Source organism: Holophagales bacterium, from assembly GCA_016699405.1.
GTDB lineage: Bacteria > Acidobacteriota > Thermoanaerobaculia > Multivoradales > JAGPDF01 > JAAYLR01.
Genome location: CP064972.1, coordinates 2,290,496 through 2,313,862, shown reverse-complemented (window position 1 = coordinate 2,313,862; position 23,367 = coordinate 2,290,496). Strand labels below are relative to the sequence as shown.

Annotated in this window: 22 protein-coding genes; 10 read left to right on the top strand and 12 right to left on the bottom strand. The window is 72.2% G+C overall.

The genetic code is table 11. The annotated features are described in order from the left end of the window. Positions 1-2: 2 nt before the first annotated feature. A complete protein-coding gene (gene tgt, locus IPJ17_09585) occupies positions 3-1,181 on the bottom strand; it encodes a tRNA guanosine(34) transglycosylase Tgt (protein QQR75800.1) in 1,179 nt (392 codons plus the stop codon). Between the two features lie 14 nt (positions 1,182-1,195). Next, the gene (locus IPJ17_09580; GenBank protein ID QQR75799.1) at positions 1,196-1,957 is read right to left on the bottom strand and encodes an outer membrane lipoprotein carrier protein LolA; all 762 of its coding nucleotides are present in this window, start codon (positions 1,955-1,957) and stop codon (positions 1,196-1,198) included. Between the two features lie 158 nt (positions 1,958-2,115). On the opposite strand from IPJ17_09580, the gene IPJ17_09575 reads away from it, so the two are divergent. Genes IPJ17_09575 through IPJ17_09555 form a run of 5 tightly spaced genes read left to right on the top strand, consistent with a single transcriptional unit; the run spans position 2,116 to position 5,632 of the window. Next, positions 2,116-2,412 (top strand): FYDLN acid domain-containing protein, encoded by a 297-nt coding sequence (locus IPJ17_09575; protein ID QQR75798.1) that lies wholly within the window; start codon positions 2,116-2,118, stop codon positions 2,410-2,412. After that, on the top strand, positions 2,357-2,980 hold the full coding sequence (gene folK, locus IPJ17_09570) for a 2-amino-4-hydroxy-6-hydroxymethyldihydropteridine diphosphokinase (protein QQR75797.1): 624 nt from the start codon (positions 2,357-2,359) through the stop codon (positions 2,978-2,980). Before IPJ17_09575 ends, folK begins: the two co-directional genes overlap by 56 nt. Next, a complete protein-coding gene (locus IPJ17_09565) occupies positions 2,959-3,717 on the top strand; it encodes a hypothetical protein (protein QQR75796.1) in 759 nt (252 codons plus the stop codon). The genes folK and IPJ17_09565 overlap by 22 nt, the downstream gene beginning before the upstream one ends. A 48-nt stretch (positions 3,718-3,765) precedes the next feature. After that, positions 3,766-4,434, top strand: a complete 669-nt coding sequence (locus tag IPJ17_09560) for an LON peptidase substrate-binding domain-containing protein (protein QQR75795.1) — start codon at positions 3,766-3,768, stop codon at positions 4,432-4,434. A 10-nt stretch (positions 4,435-4,444) separates the two neighbouring features. Then, positions 4,445-5,632 (top strand): HD domain-containing protein, encoded by a 1,188-nt coding sequence (locus IPJ17_09555; GenBank protein QQR75794.1) that lies wholly within the window; start codon positions 4,445-4,447, stop codon positions 5,630-5,632. A gap of 16 nt (positions 5,633-5,648) precedes the next feature. On the opposite strand, the gene IPJ17_09550 is transcribed toward IPJ17_09555, so the two are convergent. From IPJ17_09550 to IPJ17_09535, 4 genes are read right to left on the bottom strand one after another with little or no spacing between them, the layout of a single operon-like run. Beyond that, a complete protein-coding gene (locus tag IPJ17_09550) occupies positions 5,649-6,866 on the bottom strand; it encodes an ABC transporter permease (GenBank protein QQR75793.1) in 1,218 nt (405 codons plus the stop codon). Then, positions 6,863-7,675, bottom strand: a complete 813-nt coding sequence (locus IPJ17_09545) for an ABC transporter ATP-binding protein (GenBank protein QQR75792.1) — start codon at positions 7,673-7,675, stop codon at positions 6,863-6,865. Before IPJ17_09545 ends, IPJ17_09550 begins: the two co-directional genes overlap by 4 nt. A gap of 9 nt (positions 7,676-7,684) precedes the next feature. Then, positions 7,685-9,043, bottom strand: a complete 1,359-nt coding sequence (locus tag IPJ17_09540) for an efflux RND transporter periplasmic adaptor subunit (GenBank protein QQR75791.1) — start codon at positions 9,041-9,043, stop codon at positions 7,685-7,687. After that, complete coding sequence (locus tag IPJ17_09535; GenBank protein QQR75790.1) at positions 9,040-9,789, bottom strand: hypothetical protein; 750 nt, start codon at positions 9,787-9,789, stop codon at positions 9,040-9,042. Before IPJ17_09535 ends, IPJ17_09540 begins: the two co-directional genes overlap by 4 nt. A 164-nt stretch (positions 9,790-9,953) precedes the next feature. Here IPJ17_09535 and IPJ17_09530 point away from each other — a divergent pair, with 164 nt between their 5' ends. Beyond that, the gene (locus IPJ17_09530) at positions 9,954-11,738 is read left to right on the top strand and encodes a HAMP domain-containing histidine kinase (GenBank protein ID QQR75789.1); all 1,785 of its coding nucleotides are present in this window, start codon (positions 9,954-9,956) and stop codon (positions 11,736-11,738) included. 2 nt (positions 11,739-11,740) lie between these two features. Next, positions 11,741-12,424 carry a response regulator transcription factor gene (locus tag IPJ17_09525; protein ID QQR76136.1) on the top strand — a complete coding sequence of 228 codons (684 nt, stop codon included), beginning with the start codon at positions 11,741-11,743 and terminating at the stop codon, positions 12,422-12,424. Positions 12,425-12,457: 33 nt separating this feature from the next. On the opposite strand, the gene IPJ17_09520 is transcribed toward IPJ17_09525, so the two are convergent. From IPJ17_09520 to IPJ17_09495, 6 genes are all read right to left on the bottom strand, one after another. Further along, positions 12,458-13,252, bottom strand: a complete 795-nt coding sequence (locus IPJ17_09520) for a DUF1295 domain-containing protein (protein QQR75788.1) — start codon at positions 13,250-13,252, stop codon at positions 12,458-12,460. A gap of 11 nt (positions 13,253-13,263) precedes the next feature. Continuing rightward, positions 13,264-14,175, bottom strand: coding sequence for a TIGR01777 family protein (locus IPJ17_09515; GenBank protein QQR75787.1), 912 nt, complete (start codon positions 14,173-14,175; stop codon positions 13,264-13,266). 41 nt (positions 14,176-14,216) lie between these two features. Further along, a complete protein-coding gene (locus tag IPJ17_09510) occupies positions 14,217-15,959 on the bottom strand; it encodes an ABC transporter ATP-binding protein (GenBank protein ID QQR75786.1) in 1,743 nt (580 codons plus the stop codon). A gap of 16 nt (positions 15,960-15,975) precedes the next feature. Beyond that, positions 15,976-16,695 (bottom strand): hypothetical protein, encoded by a 720-nt coding sequence (locus IPJ17_09505; GenBank protein ID QQR75785.1) that lies wholly within the window; start codon positions 16,693-16,695, stop codon positions 15,976-15,978. After that, positions 16,692-17,714 (bottom strand): lysophospholipid acyltransferase family protein, encoded by a 1,023-nt coding sequence (locus IPJ17_09500; protein ID QQR75784.1) that lies wholly within the window; start codon positions 17,712-17,714, stop codon positions 16,692-16,694. The genes IPJ17_09505 and IPJ17_09500 overlap by 4 nt, the downstream gene beginning before the upstream one ends. Before the next feature lie 71 nt (positions 17,715-17,785). Then, positions 17,786-18,835, bottom strand: coding sequence for a mannose-1-phosphate guanylyltransferase (locus IPJ17_09495; protein ID QQR75783.1), 1,050 nt, complete (start codon positions 18,833-18,835; stop codon positions 17,786-17,788). A gap of 41 nt (positions 18,836-18,876) precedes the next feature. On the opposite strand from IPJ17_09495, the gene IPJ17_09490 reads away from it, so the two are divergent. The 3 genes from IPJ17_09490 (at position 18,877) to IPJ17_09480 (ending at position 23,047) form a co-directional block, all read left to right on the top strand. Then, positions 18,877-19,107 carry a hypothetical protein gene (locus IPJ17_09490; GenBank protein ID QQR75782.1) on the top strand — a complete coding sequence of 77 codons (231 nt, stop codon included), beginning with the start codon at positions 18,877-18,879 and terminating at the stop codon, positions 19,105-19,107. Positions 19,108-19,221: 114 nt separating this feature from the next. Next, positions 19,222-21,960 carry a hypothetical protein gene (locus IPJ17_09485; protein QQR75781.1) on the top strand — a complete coding sequence of 913 codons (2,739 nt, stop codon included), beginning with the start codon at positions 19,222-19,224 and terminating at the stop codon, positions 21,958-21,960. A 130-nt stretch (positions 21,961-22,090) separates the two neighbouring features. Further along, positions 22,091-23,047 carry an NAD(P)-dependent oxidoreductase gene (locus tag IPJ17_09480; GenBank protein QQR75780.1) on the top strand — a complete coding sequence of 319 codons (957 nt, stop codon included), beginning with the start codon at positions 22,091-22,093 and terminating at the stop codon, positions 23,045-23,047. Positions 23,048-23,367 lie beyond the last annotated feature (320 nt).

Sequence of the window (23,367 nt, the reverse complement as noted above, 5' to 3'; positions counted from 1 at the left end):
GGTCAACCCTCTCCTAATTTCGTGTCGCGGTCTCCGCCGGGGCGGACAACCCCCTCGACATCGCGAGCACCGGCTGGCTTGGGGTCCAGAGGGTCGACTGCGGTGGCGAGGTCGGCCAGACGGCCGGAATAGATAGCTTTTCGGACTTCGCCCATGAAGTCAAGGTAATGACGGAGGTTGTGCATCGCGCCGAGCACCGGGGCGGTGATCTCGCCGGCCCGGAAGAGGTGGTGCAGGAAGGCCCGCGAAAGCCGGCGGCAGACCGGGCAGGCGCACTCCTCGTCGATCGGGCGGGGATCTCCGGCGTGGACCGCGTTCTTGATCCGCACCACCCCCGAGCGGGTGAAGAGCAGGCCGTGCCGCCCGTTGCGCGCCGGCAGGACGCAGTCGAAGAGGTCCACCCCCTGCCGCACCCCGTGCAGGATATCGGCCGGGGTCCCGACCCCCATGAGGTACCGCGGGCGCTCCTCCGGCAGTGCGGCCGCGCTCCATTCGACCTCGAGCCGCCGCTCGGCGAGCGGTTCGCCGACCGAAACACCACCGATCGCGTAGCCCGGGAAGTCCAGGGCGGAGAGCGCTGCCGCACAGTGCTCCCGCAACTCGCGATGCACCCCGCCCTGAACGATGGCGAACAGGCTGTCCGGCCCGGCCGAGCTCCGCTCCCAGCATTCGCGAGCCTGCGCGGCCCAGCGCACCGTCCGCTCCGTCGCCTGCGCGACGGCCTCGCGCTCCGCCGGCCAGGGCGGGCATTCGTCGAGCACCATGGCGAGGTCGACGCCCAGCTCGGCCTGCGCCGCGACGACGCCTTCCGGGGTGAAACGCACGAGCGCACCGTCGAGATGGCTGCGGAAGCGGACACCGGCTTCGTCGACCGTCCTCAGGTGGGCGAGGCTGAACACCTGGAAGCCACCCGAGTCGGTGAGGATCGGGCGCGACCAACCGGCGAAACGGTGGATCCCTCCGAGCTCGGCGATCCGCCCCGTCCCGGGCCGGAGCGACAGGTGGTAGAGATTGCTCAGCATGACCTCGGCGCCGAGCGACTCGAGGTCCCAGGGACCGATCCCCTTGACCGCCCCGAGCGTACCCACCGGCATGAAGGCCGGCGTGGCGATCGCCCCATGGGGCGTCTCCAGGCGACCGGCGCGGGCGCGCCCGTCACGGGCGAGCAGGGTGAATCGCAAGGCGGGAGGGTCCTTCAGGGCGTCGCCATGCCGTGCTCGAGGTCGAGCACCCGGACTTCGATCCCGGCAGGCAGGGCAAGCTCGAAGCGGTCGGACGGCAGGTTCGAGTTGATCCGGATCTTCTCGAACCGGTACTCCGTGACGTCGCCGTCCCCTTCCACGTAGCGAACCCGCGACGGGAGGAAGATCTTGCGATCGATCCACAGGCTCATGCCCCGCAGCCGCTTGGCGACGCGCTGGTAGCGCGGTGCGAGGTCGAGCCGGAACGGCTCCTCCTGCCGCGGCGAGTAGGTGAGGTTCACCGTGAAATAGCGCAGCAGCGTGTCGAGCGAGCTCGAAGCGTTGAGGTACTTGAGCACCTGATTCGAGTAGCGACCGATCTTCATCCGGTCGACCCGCTTCAGATCGTGGAACCAGGTGGTCATCTCCTCGCCGTTGATCACCAGCGAGATCGCCTTCGGCTCCAGATACTCCCACCGCACGCGGTCCGGCGCGACGAACGAGAAGACGCCGCGCGAGTCCTGCGGCAGCATCAGGAACGCACTCTCCTTGTGCTGCACGAATTCGGCCTCGAGCGACCGCAGCTTCTGCTGCTCGAGCTTGACCCGTGCCACCAGCGCCGCGAGGCGTGCCTCCGGCATCAGCTTCGGGTCGGCCGGATCGACCGCCGCGATGCTCTCGGCCGGCTTGCCCGCAGCCGCCAGCAGGGCCGTGCCGGATCCGAGGAAGCCGGCGAGCAGGACGGGCGCGAGAGCGGAAAGGGCGATGCGAGGCATGACGAGGAGGGGCCTGCCGGAGGGAGCCGGAAGCCGCGGCATCCTAGCGCCGACCACCTTCCCCCGCAACCAAGCCCGGCGCGCCACGACGCGCGGTTGACACCGCGAAAGGGCGGGTGCTACCTTCGCCGGTCGTTCGGCGAAGGCAAGGAGACGGCATGCCGGAACTGGGAAACAAGTGGGAATGCTTCAGCTGCGGGGTGAAGTTCTACGACCTCGGCCGGCATGAGTCGATCTGCCCGAAGTGCGGCGCCAACCAGAAGGACGCCAAGGCGGCCGAGATCGCCAGCGAGGCCCTCGCGGCGGCCAAGCGGAAGCGGCGGGAGGATGCCGTGCTGCGCGCCCTCGACGAGCCGGACGAGTTGATTCCGGACGCCGACTTCGACGCCGACGACGAGGATGTCGCCGCCGTCGCCGAGGAGATCGACGAGGAGGAGATCGACGAAGACGAGTAGACGCGGACCCGCGCTCGCTCCGGGGGACTTCGTTTTCGGCCTCGGCAGCAACCTCGGGGAGCGCGAAGCCGTCCTTCTCGGCGCCCTGGCGAGTCTCGCCGCCGCCCTCGGTCCCCTCGCCGTCTCGTCTCCCTACCGTTCGGTCGCCCTCGTGGCGGCCGGCGCCGGGCCTCAACCCGACTATCTCAACGCCGTCGCGGTCGGCCACGCCGATCTCGATCCCGAGGCGCTGGTCGCTCTTGCCAAGGCGACCGAGCGGCGTGCCGGGCGACGGCGTGCGCCCCGTTGGGCCGCCCGGGTCCTCGACATCGACCTCCTGCTCTGGGGCTCGATCCAGCGCGGCGACCTCGAGTTGACGCTTCCCCATCCGCGGATGCGGAAACGCGCATTCGTCCTCGCACCGCTCGCCGAGCTCCTGCCCGATCTCCCGTTGCCGCCGGACGGGGCGACGCCGCTCGCCCTGCTTCGCGCCCACACGGATGCGACTCCGGTCGCGCGTCTCGACTGGAGCCGGCCACTGCCTTCTTCGCTCACCCGGGAGGTCCCGTGCTCGTCGATGCCCTCCTGACCCTGGCGAATCTGGCGATCTGGGGGTGCCATGGCACGATCCCCTGGCTCGCCGCCAGCCGGCGGGCGGAGTGGCGCCGGCCGTGGTCTCTCGCTGCCGCGCCCCTGCTCCTGGCGAGCCTCCTGGCGACCGCGAGTTGGATCGGTACCACGCCGGACGCGGCGCTGGCGCAGAATCTGGCGGGCCAGGCGAGCGCCGGGACGCTCGCCCGACTGCTCGCCCTCTTCGTCATCGCCACGCTGGCCGGCGACCTCCTGCTGCTCGCCGCCTGGCGGCGGATGGAACCGGCCGCCTGGCGCCTCCTCGGCGCGCTCGGGGCGATCACTCTCCTGTTCGTCTCCGCCGCGGGCGACCGTCTGCGCATCGGCGAGGGCCCCTCGGCGGGGTCGGTCGGGCTGGCGATCGCCTGGCTCGTCCGGCTCCTGCTGGCGCTCGCCGCCGCGGAGATCCTCACCGGACCACGACTCGCCGCACCGGCGGCCGGAGCCGCGCTTCCGATCTTCTGGCTCGCCCTCGCCCCGACGATCCGCGCCACGATCGCTGCCGAGGGGACCTACGCCACCCTCGCGGTGGCGAGTCTCGCCCTGCTCGTCTCGCGCTGGCTCCCGGCCCACTTCCGTCGTGCCACCGTCGTCGCCGGCCTGTTGCTCGCCGTGCTCTTCTTCGCGCGGGCTCACGCCGTCCCGCTCGAGCAGCCGCAGCGAACCCAAGCGCCGTCCGCGACGGCGCCCGGCTGACCTCGGCTCGACGGCACCGTCCGAGGTCGCTGCTAAGATCGCCGCCCGATGAGCGGATCCCTGCCGCTCCTGCCGCTGTTCCCGCTCGCCACGGTCGTGCACTTCCCCGGCACGCTGCTGCCGCTGCACATCTTCGAGCCGCGCTATCGCGAGATGGTGCGCGACCTCCTGACCCGGCCCGAGCCCGAGCGGCTGGTCGGAATGGTGCTCGACGGCGGGCCACCGCCCGGCGGCGACGGACCGGCGACTCTCGTGTTGCCGGGCACGGCGGGGCGGCTGGTCGACGTCGAGCCGCTCGCCGACGGCCGTTTCGACATCCTGCTCCACGGCGAATTCCGTTTCGAGGTGGACGAAGAGGTCCCGGGCCGCCCCTACCGGCAGGCCAGGGTGCGTCCCCTCGCCGAGGGTCCGGAGCCCGATCCGAGCCTGCGCGACGGCCTGGTGCGCGACCTCGCCGAAGTCGCCCTGGCGACCGGCGACCGCTTTCCGCTCGCCCCCGACGACGTCGCCGAGCTCCTCGGCCAGGCCGCACTGCCGGAGCTGGTCAACCGACTCGCCGCCGAGCTCGATCTGCCGGCCGCTCGCCGCCAGGGCCTGCTCAGCCTCGCCCTCGCCGATCGCGCCGCGGCGATCGCCTCGATCCTGGCGAGTCGCCGGCGCCTGCTCGCCGCGCTGCGCCCTTTCCGCCACCTGGCGGCCCACGCCGAGTCCAACTGAAGGAGCGAGCGTGCTCTCGATCCGCGACCCCGTCCACGGCTTCATCCGCGCCGACCCTCTCGAGTCGGCCCTCGTCGACAGCCGCCCGATGCAGCGGCTGCGCTCCATTCAGCAGCTCGGTGTCATGAGCCTGGTCTTCCCGGGCGCCGTGCACAGCCGCTTCAGCCACGCGCTCGGCGCCATGGAGCTGGCCGGACAGGCCTTCGATGCCCTCCGCGTCCACGCCCCGGCCGAGCTCGCCGCCGGTCTCGGACCGCGCGAGCGCCGCCTGGTGCGCGCCGCCGCGCTGCTCCACGACCTCGGTCACGCTCCCTACAGCCACTCGGCCGAGGAGCTTTTCGAGGACGGCATCGACCACGAGCAGATGACCCGGCGCCTGCTCGCCTCCGACGAGCTCACGGCGATCTTCGAGCGACACGGCGACGCCCTCACCGCACGCGACGTGGCGGCGCTGCTCGCCGGCGAGCCGGACGGCCCACCGCTGCTCTACCAGATCGTCTCCGGCGAGCTCGACGTCGACAAGATGGACTACCTGCTGCGCGACAGCCTCTTCTGCGGCGTGCGCTACGGCAGCTTCGACCTGCCGCGGCTGCTCGACACGATGAGGCCGGTGGCCGACCCGGAGAGCGGGGAATGGGGGATCGGCGTCGACGAGGGTGGCGTGCACGCGGTCGAGGCGCTGGTGCTGGCGCGCTACTACATGTTCACCCAGGTCTACTTCAACGTCACCGCCAAGGCGATGGAGCTCCATCTTTCGGAGTGGATGCGGCGCAACGGGCGCCGCTGGAGCGCCGACCCCGAGCGCTTCCTCGCCGAGGACGACATCTCGGTGCTCGGCGAGCTGCGCACGTCGCGCGACCCGCATGCCCGCGCCATCGTCGACCGACGCCACTACCCACTCGCCTTCGAGAGCCGAGAGCACCTGCAGCGGGAGGACAAGGCACGCTTCGAGGCGTTGCTGCCCGAGCTGCGCGCGGCCTTCGCCGACTCCGACCTGCTGGTCTCCAACTCGGCCAAGGACCCGCACAAGCTCGCCGGCAACCGCGTCTGGGTGCGGCGCTACGACGGAAGCTTCGAGCCGATGGAGACGGCCAGTCAGTTCATCCGCCACCTCGGACGGATCGAGCGCTACCGCATCTACGCTCCGGCCACGGTGGCGCGCCAGGTCGGCGACTTCCTCCACGAACGCTGGGGCTGACCGCGAGCCCCGGCGCTCACTCGTAGCGCAGCGCCTCGATCGGATCGAGGCGCGAGGCGCGCCGCGCCGGATGCAGACCGAAGAAGAGCCCGACCGCCGCGGCGAAGAGCATGGCGATCGCCACCGTCGACGGCTCGACGACCGCCTGCAACCGCCCCGAGCGGCCGATGGCGAGCGCTCCGGCCACCCCGAGCACGGCGCCGATCGCCCCTCCCGCCAGGCTCAGCACGACCGCCTCGATGAGGAACTGGAGCAGCACGTCGCGGGTGCGCGCCCCGACGGCCAGGCGGATGCCGATCTCGCGCGTGCGCTCGGTGACCGAGACGAGCAGGATGTTCATGATGCCGATGCCGCCGACCAGCAGCGAGACACCGGCGATCGAGCCCAGCAGGAGCGTGAACGTCTGCGTGGTCGCCGCCGCCGCCGTGGCGATCTCCGCCTGCGAGCGGATGTTGAAATCGCTCTCCTCGCCGTCGGCGAGGCGATGCGAGCGCCGCATCACTTCTTCCACCTCGGCCTGCGCCACCGCCGAGGAGACCCCTTCGCGCACGCTGACGTAGATCTGGTTGAGGTTGCGACCGCCGGCAAGGCGGCTCTGCACGGTCGTCGCCGGAGCGAGCACGATGTCGTCCTGGTCGGTGCCGAAGCCGGTCTGCCCCTTGGGGGACAGCACGCCGACGACGGTGAACGGGACGCGGCCGATGCGGATCTGGGCCCCGACCGGGGAGCTCTCGCCGAAGAGGTTCGTCGCCACGGTGCGGCCGAGCAGCGCCACCTTGGCCCCGGTTCGCATCTCCCGGTCGCCGAAGGCCTCGCCGTCGGCGACCGTCCACTCGCGGATGGCGAAGTACTCCGGCGAGACCCCGAGCACCTGGGAGGCCCAGTTGCTGCCCCCTCCGACCACCTGCCCGGGAGCGCGCACCAGCGGCGAGACGTAGGCGAGCGTCTCGGCCTCGTCGCGCAGCCGGGCGACGTCGTCCATCGTCAACGTGCTGATCGAACCCGCGCCGCCGCGCGCGCCGCCGAGCTGGGCGCTGCCGGAGAAGACGGTCAGCAGGTTCTTGCCCAGGGCGGCGATCTGCGACTCGACGCGCCGCTGCGCTCCGCGGCCGATCGACACCATGGCGATCACCGAGGCGACGCCGATGATCACCCCGAGCATGGTGAGGAAGCTGCGCAGCCGGTTGCGACCCAGGCTGCGCAACGCGGTCGCCAGGAGCACCCGGATTCTCATGACGTCTCCTCGAGGCGCTCGCGCGCCAGCAACCGGTCGGCGATCCGCTCGTCGCGCACCACGCGACCGTCGGCGAGCTCGACGACCCGCCGGGCGCAGCGCGCCACGTCCGCCTCGTGGGTCACCAGCACGAGCGTGACGCCGCTGTCATTGAGCTCCTGGAAGAGCGCCAGCACCTCGAACGACGTGCGGCTGTCGAGATTGCCCGTGGGCTCGTCGGCGAGCAGCAGCGCCGGACGGTTGACCAGGGCGCGGGCGATCGCGACCCGCTGCTGCTGGCCGCCGGAGAGCTGGCTCGGCAGGTGCTCCTCGCGGTGGGCGAGCCCGACGCCGGCGAGCGAGACGCGGGCGCGCTCGCGCGCCTCGCGCGGAGCGACCGAGCGTTCATAGGCGAGCGGCAGCTCGACGTTCTCGAGCGCGGTGGCACGCGGCAGCAGGTTGAATCCCTGGAAGACGAAGCCGAGCCGTCGCCGGCGGACGGCGGCGAGCTCGTCGCGGTCGAGGCCGCTCGTCTCGACGCCGTCGATCCGGTAGCTTCCGGAGGTCGGTCGATCGAGACAACCGAGGATGTGCATCAGCGTCGACTTCCCGGAGCCCGACGCCCCGACGATGGCGACGAACTCGCCGGCCCGGATGGTCAGGGAGATCCCGCGCAACGCGACGACATCCTCGGCCGCGCGGTAGACGCGGGTCACCCGGTCGGCCACGACGATCGCCGGAGGGAGCGGCGGCGGCGCCGAACGAGCAACGGGCGAGGCTGCCGCCGAAGCGGCGTTCGCAGGGGGGACCGGCGGAGCGCTCGGAGCCATCGCCGGGCCTCAGAACATCGGCGGCATCGGCATCCGCCGTCCGCCACCCGGTCCCGACCCCGTCGCCGGCCGAGCCGGCGTCGCCGCCGCATCGCCTGCGTTCGCCTGCACGCCGACGATCACCAGGTCGCCAGGCTCGAGCGTGCCGTGCAGCGGCTCGATCGCCGTGACTTTGCCGTCGGAGAGCCCGACGCGAACCGGCTGCGGCGCGAGCTTGCCCTGCGCGTCGAGACGCCACACCATCTTCACGCCGGGCGGCGGTCCCCCTTCCGGCGAGCCGGCGTCGCCCCGCGCCCGCCTCCCGCTGCTCCCGTCGCGGCGCTCCGCGCCGTCGCCGGACCCATCCCCTCCACCGGGACCTCGGCGCTCGCTGGCGGTAGCTCCCGGAGCCTCCGATCCACCCGCAGCCCCCTGTCGCTCCCGCCGGCGCCGCTCGAACGCTGCCCGAGCCGCGGTCTCGTCGGGCTTGAAGCGCAGCGCGGCGCTCGGCACGGTCAACGCGTCCTTCACCCCGTCGACGACGAAGTCGACCGTCGCGGTCATCCCCGGCAACAGCGTACCGTCCGGATTCGGCGCCGACACGACGACCGTGTAGGTGACGACGTTCTGGACCGTCCGGGGCTGGAGTCGGATCTCTTCGACGCGGCCGCGATGGCTCACCCCGGGGTGCGCCGCGACGGTGAATCGAACCTCCTGGCCGTCGCGGATCTGGCCGATGTCTCCCTCGTCGACGTCGGCGAGGATCCGCATCGTCGAGAGGTCACGCGCCAGCACGAAGAGCTTCGGCGCGGTGAAGCTCGCCGCCACCGTCTGCCCCGGGTCGACCGACCTCTCGAGCACCACGCCGTCAGCCGGCGCGAGGATCACCGCGTTGCGCCGCGCCTTGCGCGCCCGTTCGAGGCCGGCCTGCGCCGAACGCAGCCCGGCCTCGGCCGTCCGGACTGCGGTCGCCGTCGGCTCGAAGACGCTCGCCGAGAGCAGCCCGGCGTCGAAGAGCGCCCGGTTGCGTGCCAGATCGGCCTGCGCCTGGGCGAGCTGCGCGGCGGCGCGCTCGACCGAGGCCTCGGCCTCGATCACCGAGGAATCGAGGGCTTCCGTGTCGAGCGTCGCCAGCACCTGGCCCTGCTTGACGCGGTCGTTGAAGTCGGCGCGCACGGTCGCCAGGGTGCCGGAGACCTGACTGCCCACTTCGACGGTCTCGGTCGCCTCGAGCGTCCCGGTCGACGAGATCAACACCTCGACATCGCCGCGCGCCACGGCCTCGGTCCGGTACTTCGGCACCTCGGTCCGGCCTCGGCTCCACCAGAACCAGCCGCCGATCCCGGCGACGGCAAGCAACAGGCTGATCCCCACGACCCGTCCTCTCACGAACGATCCTCCTGATCTGCGGCCGTTGCCGCGGGCGTGGCCGCGGGCGTGGCCGCCGCCGGCGTCGGTGTCGGCGCGACCGGAGCCGTCGTCGGCGCGGCCAACTCCGCTTCCGGTGCGCGGCCGTAGACGCGCAGATACTCGAATCCCGGGCGGCGCTCCTCGCCCTCGTAGCGGACCTTGACCAGCAGTCGCGTCCCCTCGGCGACGAGCTCGTGCGTTTCGGTGACGACCGGGCCGCTGTAGGGCCGCACCCAGCGCACGACGAGGCGACCACCGACCTCCCAGGTCGCCCGGGCGCGAACCGGCTCGCCCTCGGCCAACGGAACGTCGCACTCTTCGGCCCCGATCTCGAGACTCCACTCCCGGCCGATCCCGTCCCTGACCGCGAGGTGCGGCTCGCGGTGCGTGATGACGAGATCGCGGGCCGCTCGCTCGCGCTCCACCAGACGCGCCCGCGGTCCGGCGTCGCTCCCGCCCTCGGGGCCGACAGCTCCCGGCATGCCGCGCGGATCGCCGCCGCGCCCGCCACCTCGCCGCTCTCCCTCCTCGCCCGCCGGCGGTCCACCCCCCCGGCCCCGCCGCTCGCGCCCGGCGTCCCGCATCTTCTGCAGCGGATCCTCCGAGCGCTCGCGGTCGAGGACCCAGTGGCCCGAAAGGTCCGGAGGTGGCGACTCCGCCCACCCCGTCACCGGCGCCGCGAGCACCAGGACCACCAACCCCAACCACCGTCTGCTGATTCGCATCGTCGCCTCGCGCCGCCGGAGGGAGGGCTCTCTGCATCCGGCAAGCGCAGCGTATCCCGGCGCCACCTCTCCACTCTGCCGCCGGCGCGTCAACAGATTGTCTAGATTGTCTAGAGCGACCGCCCGCCCCCTCCGGCGCGATCGACGGTTGATACATTCGCCCCATGCGCCGCCACCCGACCGAACGGAGCGTCTCGTGGCTGCCCCTGGCGCTCCTCGTGCTGCTCGGGCTGCTGGGGTTGCTCGCCTGGTTGCAGTTCCGCTGGACCGGCGAGCTCGGAGCGGCCGAACGCGACCGGCTCCAGGCCTCGCTCGAGGCTCGCGCCTCGCGCACCGTCGAAGGGTTTGCCCGCTCGCTCACCGAGGTCTACCTCGCGCTCGCCCCGCGCGACCCCTTCGCGCTCGATTCCCCGGGCGATCTCGCCGCCCGGCTCGCCGCCTGGCGCGCCTCGACGCGGCATCCCGCGCTGGTCGACGCCATCGTCCTCGTCGACGTCGCCGCCGGCTCGGACCGCGCGTACCGGCTCGACGCAGCTCAGGGCAGCTGGTCCGAGGTCGTCAGCCCGCTCACCGAGGGCGACGCGGCCACCGCGCTCGGGCAGGCGATCGCGCGGCGCAGCGCCGCGCCGGGCAGTGGGGATCCCACGCCGCCCTCGACGCTGGCGCCCGAGGTTCCGGCCTTCCTCTTCCCCGCTCTCCGGCGCCCCGTGCACGAGGGCCCGGCCGGGCGCGAGAGCGCGCGCCGGCACGACGAACCCCTGCCGGTCACCGGCTGGCAGATCGTGTTGCTCCATCGCGAGGCGCTGATCAACGATCTGCTCGTCCCGCTCACCCACGAACAGTTCTCGGCCGACGAGCGCAGCGAGAGCGGCGACCTCGTCCTGCTCGAGCTGCCGGACGCCACGCGGCGGCCGCTGCTCGGTGCCACCGGCGAGGCCACGGCGAGCGAGCTCGAAGTGTCGCGCGACCTCTTCCGCCTGTTGCGCGGACGCGAGCTGCGCAACCTCGGACGGACAGACCGCGACGAGAGCCCGGGGACCGCACCGCGGTCGTTCTTCCTGCGCCTCGCCGACGGCGGCGAGGCGAGGCGCTCGGGCTGGCGCCTGCTCGCCGGCCGACGCGAGGGGACACTCGACGCGGTGGTGCTGCGCACCCGCCGGCGCAACCTGGCGCTCGGCCTCGGCGTGCTCGTCGTGCTCGGTGCCGGGGTGCTCGCCGCGGTGGCCGCGGCCGATCGCGCGCGCCGCCTGGCGAGCCGCGAGCTCGAATTCGTCGCCGCCATCTCGCACGAGCTGCGCACGCCGCTCGCCGCGATCCGCGCCCTCGGCGAGAACCTGCGCGACGGACTGGCGCGCGAGCCCGAGCGCGTCCGCGAGTACGCCTCGCTGATCCTCGCCGAAAGCGAACGGCTGGGCGGATTGGTCGAGGGCACGCTCGCCGCGGCGCGCGGCGAACGAACGCCGCTGCGTCGCGAAGCGCTCGGCGCGACCGCCCTGGCCCACGACGCCATCGCCCGCTGTGCCTCGTTGCCGGGGAGTGCCGGCATCACCCTCCACCCGCCGGGCGAGGGTGAGCTCCACCTCGCCGGCGAGCGCGACGCGCTGGTGCGGGCGCTCGTCAACGTGCTGGCCAATGCCTTGCGCTTCGGCGGTCTCGCCCCGCTCGTCGACCTGCACGTCGAGGCGGCCGGGAGCGAGCGCGTGCGCTTCCGCGTCGCCGATCGCGGCCCGGGCATTCCACGCGACGAGATCCCGCACCTCTTCGAACCGTTCTTTCGCGGGCGCCGCGCCACCGAGCTGGCGATCCCCGGGAGCGGGCTCGGACTCTTCCTCGTCCAGCGCACCGTCGTCGCTCACGGTGGGCGCGTGGCGATCGAGCCGCGCGAGGGCGGCGGCACCGAGGTGACGATCGAGCTGCCGGGGAGCGCCGCGTCCGGAGAATCCTCGTGACCGTGAGACGTCTGCTCCTCGTCGAGGACGAGCCGGCGCTCGTCCTGGGGCTCTCCGACCGCCTGCGGGCCGAAGGCTACGAGATCGAGGTGGCGCTCGACGGCCTGCGCGGCCTCGAGCTCGCCGCCACCGGCGGCCACGACCTGGTGATCCTCGACCTGATGCTGCCGGGGCTCGGCGGGCTCGACGTCTGCCGCGAGCTGCGGCGACGAGGTGTCGAGGTCCCGATCCTCATGCTCACCGCTCGGCGCGAGCCGGTCGACCGGGTCGTCGGCCTGCGGCTCGGCGCCGACGACTACCTCGGCAAACCGTTCGACATGGCTGAGCTCTGCGCCCGCGTCGACGCGATCCTGCGCCGCGTCCACCGCTCCCCCGATCTCGACTCCGGCAGCTTCGACTTCGGCGACGTGCGGGTCGACTTCCGTCGCACCGAGGTCACCAAGGGGGGCTCCGCGGTGGCGCTCTCCGCCCTCGAGTTCCGCCTGCTGCGCTTCTTCATCGCCCACCGCGGCGAGATGCTCGGGCGCGAGCGGCTGCTCGACGAGGTCTGGGGCTACGACCGGGCGGTCTTCTCGCGCACTGTCGACCAGCACGTCGCCGCCCTGCGCCGCAAGCTCGAAGAGCGCCCCAACCACCCGCGCCACTTCGTCACCGTCCACGGCCTGGGCTACCGCTTCACCCCCTGAGCCGGAACGGTTCGACTCACGCTCGCCGCGACCTCAGCCGCCGCCTTCTGGAGGACGAGGCCGACGCGGCACGAACGCGCTGGTGCGCGCCACGTACTCGGCGTATCCCGGCTTGGTCGAGGCGAGCCCCTTCTCGAGCAGCGCCACCCCTGAGACACGGAGCAGCAGGAAGGTCATCAGCAACGGCGAGACGATCGTCGCCAACCCGGCGGGGGTCCCTGCCGCGAGCAGCCAGTAGCCCCACCAGAGCAGCGCCTCGCCGAAGTAGTTCGGATGGCGCGTGTAACGCCAGAGCCCGCGGTCCATCACGTGCCCGCGGTTGCCGGGGTCGGCCTTGAAGCGCGCGAGCTGCCCGTCGCCGACCGCCTCGAAGGCGAACCCGGCGATCCAGAGCGCGAGGCCGGCGAGGTCGCGCAGGCCGAACCCGGCGGGCTCCGGCGACGTCACGGCGACGAGCAGCGGCAGGGCGATCACCAGGGCCAGGACGCCCTGCAGGAGGAAGACCGTGAACAGGCTGACCCACCAGAAGCGCTCACCGTGCCCGCGGCGCATCGCCGCATAGCGGTAGTCCTCGCCCTTGCCGTGATTGCGCCAGGCGATGTAGAGCGAGAGGCGGAGGCTCCACAGCGTGACGAGGCCGAGCACCAGGAGTCGACGCGGCGTCGCGCCGGGCGCCGTCGCCGCCGCGACCGCGGTGGCCAGAAGGAAGGCCAGGCCCCAGGTGGCGTCGACGACCGACGCATCGCGCCGCACGACGCTCCACAGCCAGACGGCGATCATCAGCCCGAGGACGGCCGGTGCCGCAGCGGTGAACGCGGAAAGTGGCATCGTTCCGCCCCTCAGCGCAGCAGATCGGCGAGCGCCGCGCCGATCTCCGGGAAACGGAAGGTGAATCCGGCGTCGAGCAGCCGGCGGGGAAGCACGCGCTGGCTGCCGAGAATCGTCTCCGCCATCTCGCCGAACGCGACACGCAAGGCGAAAGCCGGCGCCGGCAGCAGGAACGGCCGCCCCAGCGCCCCGGCCAGGGCGCGCCCGAAGTCGGCGTTGCGCCGTGGCTGCGGGGCGACGAGGTTGAACGGTCCGGCGAGATCCTCGCGGTCGATCAGGAAACGGATGGCGGCGACCTGATCGTCGCGGTGGATCCAGGGGAACCACTGGCGACCGTCACCGAGCGGCCCCCCGAGCCCCAGGCGGAAGGGCGTGAGCATCTTGCCGAGCGCCCCGCCCCGCGGATCGAGCACGACGCCGGTGCGCAGCAGGACGCGCCGCACGCCGAGCCCTTCGGCGGCGAGCGACGACGCCTCCCACGCCGCGGTCGTGGCCGCGAGAAATCCGCTGCTCCCTCCTGGCGAGCTTTCGGTCAGCTCTTCGTCGCCACGCGACCCGTAGTAGCCGACCGCCGAGGCCTGGACCAGGACCGCCGGACGGCTCGCCGCCCGCTCGATCGCCTCGTGGCAGGCCGCCGCTGCGACCGTCCTGCTTTCGACGATCCGCCGCTTGCGCGCCGCGCTCCAGCGACCGTCGGCGATCCCTTCGCCGGCGAGGTTGACGAGCGCGTGCGCGCCGTCGACCAGCGCCGCGAAGCCGCTCGCCGTCCGACCGTCCCAACCGGTCGCCCGGACCCCGGCCGGGAGATCGCCCAGCCGTTCCGGCGAGCGCGAGACCACCCAGGCCTCGCGCCCGTCGGCGGCGAGGCGCGCCACGAGGGCCCGGCCGATCAGGCCGCTTCCCCCCAGGACCACGATGCGCATGAGACACCCTTTCGCGCGCCGCGTCGGCGCGAGCTGCGGGGTCAGACCGAGGCGAGCTCCTCTTCCAGCGTCTGGAGGCGGGCGAGCTCGGCGTAGGCCCCCTCCGCCGCCAGCAACGCGGCGTGCGACCCCTGCTCCACGATACGCCCGGAATCGAGAACCAGGATGAGATCGCAGGCGGCCACCGCGGCGACGCGGTGGGAGACGACGAACACCGTGCGTCCGGCGAACGCCTCCCCGAGCCGGGCGAGGATGCGCGCTTCGGTCGCCGCGTCGACTGCCGAGAGGCAGTCGTCGAGCAGCAGGAGCCGGGGTTGGCAGAGCAGCGCCCGCGCCAGCGCGACGCGCTGCTTCTGCCCGCCGGAAAGGGTGATGCCGCGCTCGCCGACCACCGTCTCGAGCCCACGCGGGAAGCTCGCCACCTCCTCCTCCAGCCCGGCCAGGCGCACCGCCGCGAGGATCTCCTCCGCGCTCGCCTCCGGACGCCCGAAGGCGACGTTCTCGGCCACCGTCGCCGAGAAGAGGAAGGTCTCCTGCGGCACCATGGCGAGCGCCCCGCGCAGGGTGGCGAGGGGCAGACGGCCGATGTCGATCCCGTCGAGGTGGATCGTTCCGGCCGGCGGCTCCCAGAGTCGCGCCAGCAGGGCGAGCAGCGTGCTCTTCCCCGAACCGGTCGCGCCGACGACACCGACGCGCGTCCCGGCCGGCGCCACGAGGTCGAGCGGACCGAGCACCGTCGCCCCGCCCTCGGCATACGCGAAGGACAGCCGGGTGATCTCCACGTCGCCGCGGATCGCCGCCGGACGCACCAGCGGCTCGCGGTCGGCGACCGCCGGCGGCACGTCGAGGATCTCGCGCAGCCGGGCGAACGATGCCGCTCCGCGCTGGGCGAGATTGATCACCCAGCCGATGGCGATCATCGGCCAGACCATCTTCGACAGGAAGAAGTTGAAGGTCACGAACTGGCCGACGCTGATGCGCCCGGAAAGCACCTCACGCCCGCCGAAGGCGAGGACCGCGACGAAACCCACGCCGACCAGCGCCTGGAGGAGCGGATAGAAGGCGGCGGTCCACTGCGAGAGCCGGCGGTTCTCCTCGACGTAGCCGTCGTTGAGCGTGGCGAAGGCGCGACGTTCGGCCTCCTCCTGTGCGTAGGCACGCACCACGCGAACGCCGGCGAGGTTCTCCTGGACGCGGGTCGTGAGGCCGGCGAATCGCTCCTGGACCCGTTCGTAACGACGGTGGATCCGTTCGCCGAACACCTGCGTCGCTGCCGCCACGGCGGGCATGACGACGAGGGCCACCGCGGTGAGCCGCGCGTCGATCCGCAGCATCGCCGCGAGCGCGCCGATGCCGGTGAAGAGCGTCTGGAAGCTGTACATGATCGCCGGACCGCAGAGCATGCGGACCGCGTTCAGATCGCTCGTCGCCCGCGCCATCAGGTCGCCGGTGGCGCGCTCGTGGAAGAAGGCCGGCGGTTGCCGCTCGAGGTGGGCGAAGTACTCGTCGCGCAGGTCGACCTCGATGTCGCGGGAGACGGCGACCAGCACTCGGCGCTGGACGAAGCTGAAAAGCCCCTGCACCGCGGCCACGCCGACGAGGAGCAGCGCGTAGGCGAGCAGCGTGTCGCGCGAGGCGGAGCGGCGGAACTCGTCCACCGCGCGGCCGACGAGGAGCGGCGAGGCGAGCCCGACGGCGACCGAGAGGAGGATCGCGGCCACGCCGGAGACGACGCGCCAGCGGTACCGCCGGAAGTACGGCAGCAGGGCGAGGAGTCGGCGCATCGAGGCGGACCCGGTCTCAGAGGGCGGCCGGGGACTCGGCCGCGGTTTCGGTCAGGAGGGGCGCGCCGATCGGCGGGTGGGCGATCAGCACCTGGCTTCGCCCCGCCGGGTGGAGGCGCGCCGCGTCGCGCAGGACGCCGTGCAGGCGGAGGATCGGACGCCCTTCGGCGACGTACTTGGCCTCGTAGTGCGTCCTCGCCCCCTCCGGCCACTCGCCGTCGATCCGCTCGAGCTCGAGCCCGGGCTGACCGGCGAGCACCGCCTCGACCTCCGCACCGTAGTCGAGGTGGTCCGTGGCGAAGAAGAGGTCGCCGCCGGCGACGAGCGGGCGCAGCACGAGATCGAGCGAGCCGGGAGAGAAGAGTCGTCGCCGGTGGTGGTGCGCCTTCGGCCAGGGGTCCGGGAAATAGACGTGCACCGCCGCGGCGAACGACGGCGGCAGCGCGGTGGCGAGCAGGTACTGCGCCTCGCCGCGCAGCACGGCGAGGTTGGCGAGGCGGCGACGGGCGACCCGCCGCGCCACCTCGCGGTAGTACTCGCCGGCGACCTCGATGCCGAGGAAGCGCCGTATCGGCTCGGCGGTGGCACGCGACACCAGGTAGCGGCCCTTGCCGAAGCCGATCTCGAGCTCCCAGGCTCCCTCGCCGGCAACGAGCTCGGCGAGGTGCAGAGGGCTCGGCAGCACGGCGAGCGACCGCTCCCCGGCCGCGTTGGCGACCACGGCGGGGCGGATCACCGGAGCGACTCGTGTGTCGGGGCCGACAGCGGCGTGGAGGCGGCCGGCCGGCTCGCCTCGGCGGCGGGCTCGACCCCGGGGGCCTTGGCCGGCGGCGGATTCCAGAAGTCGTAAAAGGTGTACCACTGCGTGGGATGCGCTCGCACGGCGCCCTCGAGCACTTGCACCCAGGCGCGGAGAGCCGTCGCTACCGCCACCTCGCGGTCCCCGTCGCGCGCCACCTCGATCGGCTTGCCGAACTCGATCTCGAAGCGGTAATCCGGCGAGTAGACGACGAAGGCCGGCACCACCGCCGCCCCGGTCATCCGGGCGAGGTGAAACGGCCCTGGCGGGAAGCGCGCCGGGGCGCCGAAGAAGTCCATTTCCAGCCCGTGGTCGTCGAAGTCCCGGTCACCCTGCAGCGCGACGAGTCGGCCTTCGCGCAGGGCGCGCAGCACCGGCAGACTGGCGAACGGGTCGTTCGGCCGGATCGGCACCTGCTCGACGCCGCCTTGGGTCCGCAGATTGCTGCGGAAGCGCTCGGCCTCGGCGAAGGCGTCCTTGACGTAGACGACCGACACCGGGAGCTGCTTGTGCGCCAGCAGGACGCCGCCGAGCTCCCAGTTGCCGAGGTGCGCGGTGAGCAGCAGGATCGGTCGCCCCTCGGCCCGCAGGCGCTCGACGTGCTCGCCCCCGTCGTCGCGGACGATCAGCCGACGGGCCTCTTCGGAGGGGAGCTGGGCGAAACGGAAGAGGTCGGTCCAGTAGTAGGCGAAATGGCGGAGCATCTCGGCGGTCGCCCGCCGCACCTGGCGCGACCGCGGGTCGGCGCCGAGGATGCGGGCGAGATTGGCGGCGATCGCCTTCTTCGGCCGGTGATGCAGCGTCATCACCAGGGCGATGATCCAGCGGGCGTTGGCCAGCAGGAAGCCGCGCCGTGCCCGCGGCGCCAGCCAGGCGAGCGCCGGGAAGCCGTGGTTGAGCGCCCAGGTGTTGATGCGCGCGGCGAGCTTGCCCTGGCGGGCCATTTTCCACTGCATGGGGTGTGGGGCCGGTCCTTGCGTGGCTTCGGGGGTCGAGCGCCGAGCCTCGCCTGCGGGTCCCGGCAATGCTACAGCAGCTCGCCGCGACCCCGCCGTTCGAGCTCGGAGACGATCCGGCGAACGTCCTGGGCACGCTCGCGCGGCAGCACCAGGACAACGTCGGCGGTCCGCACGACGACGAGCCCGTCCACTCCGAGCAGGGCCACCGTTCCACCGTCGGAATAGACCACGTTGCCCGACGACTCGACCGCCACCAACTCGCCTCGCGCCGCGTTGCCCCCCGCATCGGACGCCAGCACCTCGGCGAGCGCGCCCCACGAGCCGAGGTCGTCCCATCCACAGTCGAGCGGCAGCGTGGCGAGGTCGTCGAGCCGCTCCATCACCGCGTAGTCGATCGAGATCGACGGCAGGCGCGGGTAGAGCTCGTCGACCCACCCCGGCTCGGCGACGATCGCCGCCAACCCGGCCGCGAGGTCCGGAGCGTGCCGCTCGAGCGCAGCGAGCAGGGTCGTGCCGCGAAAAACGAAGATGCCGGCGTTCCACAAGTGGGTGCCGGAGGCGACGAAGCGCTCGGCGGTGGCGAGGTCCGGCTTTTCGGTGAAGCGCGCGACCCGGCGCAGTCCGTCCGCTCCGGCGAGCGGCTCACCGAGCTCGAGGTAACCGAATCCGGTCTCCGGCCGGCGCGGCGTGACGCCGAGCGCCAGCATCCGGTCGTCGCGTTCGGCCACCTCCCCAGCGGCTCGCACGGTGGCGAGGAACGACTCGGGCGAGGCGATCCGGTGATCGGACGGCAGGACGACGACCGGGCGACGACGTCGCGCCTCGGGCATGGCGAGCAGCGAATAGGCGATCGCCGGCGCCGTGTTTCGCCCGGCGGGCTCGGCGAGGATCTGCTGCGCCGGGACCTCCGGCAGCTCCTCGCGCACCGCGGCCGCGAGCTCCGTGGTGGTGGAGATCCAGACCGACTCCGGGGGAACGAGCGGGGCGAGGCGATCGACGGTCTGCTGCAGCAGACTGCGCTTGCCGTCGAGAGCGAGCAGCTGCTTGGGGCGCGCGCGGCGGCTCGCCGGCCAGAACCGTGTGCCGCTGCCGCCCGCCAGAACGAGAGCTTCGAACATGGCGGCGCAGTATACGCGGCTGCGGGCTAGGATCGCCGGCCATGGCGCCTCCCGACGACCCCGCCGCCCCGGCTCCACCGCCGCCGCAGGCGGACGCCTCGCCCCTCCCCGCCTCGCCTCGCGTTGCCGCCGGGCCGGCCACCCTCTCCGACGCCGAGCGCACCCTGCGCACCTGCCCCAACTGCGGCGCCACGCTCGCCGAGCGCAAGTGCAAGCTCTACTGCCCGCGGCCCGGGTGCGGCTACTACCTGTCCTGTTCCGACTACTACTGAGCCTCCCCAAACGGGTAGGGCCCCCGAGGTAGCAAGTCGCTACCATCCTTCTTGGGTCTACCCTCACATCCTCCTGTTCGGCCACGCCGAGCCAGGCTCTCTGCCGGAGGTTTCATGCCCGCTCCCCGCCCGATCGCTTCTCTCCTCGTCGCTGCCACCTCGGCCCTCCTCCTTTCCACGCTCGCCTTCGCCAGCGGACCCGTTCCCACCGCGACCGTCTTCGCGGTCACGCCCCTCGACGCGGTCGACACGTTCATTCCTGAGCCGCTCGACCTCGAAGCCGCGCTCGCCGAAGGGGCACAGGCCGAAGCGGCCGGCGAGGCACCACGGTTCGCCGTGCCCTACCCGGTCCAGATCACGCTGCAGGACTACGGCACCTGGGAGCGGCTTCCCGGCGGCCTGATGCTGTGGCGCCTGCGCATCGTCGCCCCCGGCACCAAGTCGCTCAACCTCGCCTTCGGCAAGTTCCGCCTGAGCGCCAACGCGCGGCTCTTCCTCTACTCCGGCGACGGCAAGCGCAGCATCCGGCCGTTCACCGCCGACGACAACCGGCCTTACGACGAGCTCTGGACGCCCGTTCTCCCCGGGGACGATCTCGTCGTCGAGCTGACTGCCCCCGAGCGCGAGATCGAAAAGGTCAAGCTCGAGCTGACCTCGATCAACCAGGGCTACCGCGGATTCGGCGTGCCCGATGCGGTCGCGTCGGGCGGCTGCAACATGGACATCGCCTGCCTCGACGGCCTGGGCTCGCCGTGGGCCGAATGGCGCCAGCTCGGACAGGCGACCGCCAACATCTCGACCGGCGGCTCGGCCTTCTGCACCGGCTCGCTGCTCAACAACACGGCGCAGGACCGCAAGATGCTCTTCATGACGGCGAATCACTGCGGCATCAACAGTGGGAACGCCGCCTCGCTCGTCACCTACTGGAACTACGAGAACTCGACCTGCCGCCTTCCGGGCAGCGCTGCCAGCGGCGGCGCCGGGGACGGGAGCTTCGCCCAGTTCCACACCGGCTCGACGTTCAAAGCGGCCTACTCGCCTTCCGACTTCACGCTCGTCGAGATGACCGCCCCGGCCGTGCCGGCGTTCAATCACTACTGGGCCGGGTGGGACCGCACCCCCTATAGCGGCTCGGGCGGCCCGGGCAACGGCGATCACGCCTGCGGGCCGGCCACCGGCGCGCTCTGTGCCGGAATCCATCACCCGAACAACGACGAGAAGCGGATCACCTTCGTCGAACAGAACACGACGACCACCAGCTACAACAACTCGACGATTCCCGGCGACGGAACTCACGTTCACTCGTACTGGGATCCGACACCGATCTACCCGCCCAGCCCGGCGACGACGATTCCTCCGGGCGTGACCGAACCCGGCTCGTCGGGCTCGCCGCTCTACAACGCCGCGCGACGGTTCATCGGCCAGCTTCACGGCGGACCCTCGGCGTGCGGCGCCACCGGCGAGAGCCTCTCGGACTACTACGGGCATTTCTCCGTTTCCTGGGACCGTTCCGGCTCGACGGCGAGCAACCGCGTCAAGGACTACCTCGATCCGGGCAACACCGGAGCGATGACGCTCGACGGTCGTGCCAACTGCACCGCGCCGCCGGTGCCCTCCGGACTCACCGCCACGGCCAACGGAAACAACCGGATCGACCTCTCCTGGGGCGCTTCGGCCGGAGCGACGAGCTACAAGGTCTACCGCGCCGAAGCGAGTTGCGCCCTCGCTGCCGCGTTCACTCTCCTGCAGAGCGGTATCGTCGGGACCACCTACAGCGACCTGACCGTCTCCGGCTCGGCCACCTACGCCTACAAGGTCGTCGCGGTCGACGACGCACAGCCCTGCGAATCGGCGCAGAGCACCTGCGACGACGCCACGGCAACGGGCGTCTGCGTGCTCACGCCGACCTTCGACGGCCTCGCCACCGCGACGAGCGCCGGAACGACGACTTGCGGAATCCAGCTCGGCTGGACCGCGGGCGCCAGCCGCTGCGGCGGCGGCGTCGTCTACAACGTGTTCCGCAGCACCACGCCGGGCTTCACGCCGAGCGCCGCGAACCTCCGCGCCAGTTGCGTCGCCGGCACGGCCTTCACCGACATCACCCCGCTACCCGGCACGCTCTACTACTACGCCGTGCGGGCCGAGGACCAGACGGGCAACGGCAGCGGCCACTGCGCCAACGGCAACCAGGAGGGGAACTCGGTCATCAAGTCGGCCGGGGCATCCGGTCCGGACACCGTCTTCTTCACCGACGATCTCGAGAGCGGCAGCGGGCTGTGGACCACGACCGGGACGCCCGCCTGGTCGGTCGTGACGACCGGCGCGCACTCGCCGACGCACTCCTACTTCGCCCTGGATCAGAGCACCGTCGGCGACAGCCACATCCGCAACACCGCGGCGCTCGCGCTGCCAGCGGCGGTTCCCGTCAAGCTGGAGTTCTGGCACAACTACACCTTCGAGGGCACCTCGACCCGTTACGACGGCGGCGTTCTCGAGACGTCGACCGATGGCGGCACGACCTGGAACGACATCCTCACCGGCAACTCGGGACGCCTGCTCACCAACGGCTACAACGGCACCCTCAGCACCTGCTGCGGCAACCCGCTCGGCGGTCGTTCGGCGTGGACCGCCAGCACCTCGGCCTGGACCCAGGTCACCGGCGACCTCGCCGATTTCGCCGGCTCTTCGCTGCTGCTGCGCTGGCGCATCGGCACCGATTCCAGCCAAGCTGCGGCCGGTTGGTGGATCGACGACGTCAAGATCCTCGTCGGCAGCACCTGCAGCGCCGGGCTCTATTTCGCCCACGGCTTCGAGGCCGGCAGCTTCGCCGGCTGGAGCGCGACCTACCCCTGAGATCGCTCGGCGTCGCTGGCTCGCGCCTCGGGCGTGAGCCAGCGCACCCCGACGCACTCGATCGAGCTCGAAACAGGCACCCCCTGTCGCGGACCTCGGCCACCCGAGGCCCGCGATAGGCTGTGGCTCGATGGTCATCGCGATCACCGGCGCGGCGGGAAACCTCGGCAGTCGGCTGGCACGGCACCTGGTCGCCGAAGGCGAGCACGAGCTCCGCCTCCTCGTGCACCGGACGCCGCTGCCGGCCGACCTCGCCGCCGCGCCGCGGACCGCGGTGTGCACGATCGACCTCGCGCAGCCGGAAACGCTGGCACCGGCGCTCGCGGGTGTCGACGTGGTCGTCCACTTCGCCGGTGTGCTCTTCGCACCCCGACCGGAGCGCTTCCTGCCGACCACCAACACCGCATGGTTCGGCCACCTTCTCGACGCCGCGCTCGCCGCCGGCGTGCAACGCGTCGTCCTGATCTCGTTTCCCCACGTCGAGGGACCGACGACGCCGCAGCATCCCGCGACCGGCCGCCTCGACGGCCACCCGATCTCGGCGCACGCGACGACCCGTCTCGCCGAGGAGCGGCTGCTCTTCGCGCGCGCGGCGTGCACCTCGCTCACGCCGGTCGTGCTCCGCGTCGGCATGGTCTACGGCAAGGGGATCCTGATGATCGACGCCGCGCGCTGGCTCGCCGAGCGGCGCCTCCTCGGCGTCTGGCGCGAGCCGACCTGGATCCACCTGATCTCGACGCCCGACTTCCTCGCCGCCACCACCGCCGCCGCGACCCGCGACGGTGTCTCCGGCATCTACCACCTCGGAGACGAGGAGCCGCTCACGCTCCAGGAGTTCCTCGACCGCGCCTGCGACGCCTGGGGCACCCCGCGCCCCTGGCACCTCCCGTGGTGGACCATCCTCACCACCGCCACCCTCTGCGAGCTCTGGGCCACCCTCTTCCGCACCCGCTCGCCTCTCACCCGCGACTTCGTGCGCATCGGGAAGGTGTCGTACTGCGGAGACACGACGCGATTCCGCGCGGAGCTCTCGAAGGACCTGCGCTACCCGACCCTGAACGACGGGATGGCGAGCCTCTCTCGGTGAACGGCACTGGCTCATCGGGCGCGCAAGATAGCGTCGGCCCAATCTCGTCCTCATACAGCTAGGTCGCCCCCTTCACACTGGGATTTCGATCCCCTGAAGGGTGCCCTGAACGGCCGACGTAGCCGCCGTCGGCGGGCCAGGATTCGAGGGTCAGCCGCATGACAGGTCCTCCGTTGCTCTCGATTCTGCGGGCCGGGACCTTCACTTCCCAACCTCTAGCTGCTAGCCGCCACGGCCGGGGAGCGAGAGTGCGGTCGCCCACCGCACTGCGCAGCAGAACGCTTCCGGTGAGTGGGACGAGCCGAAAGGAAGAGGGCCGA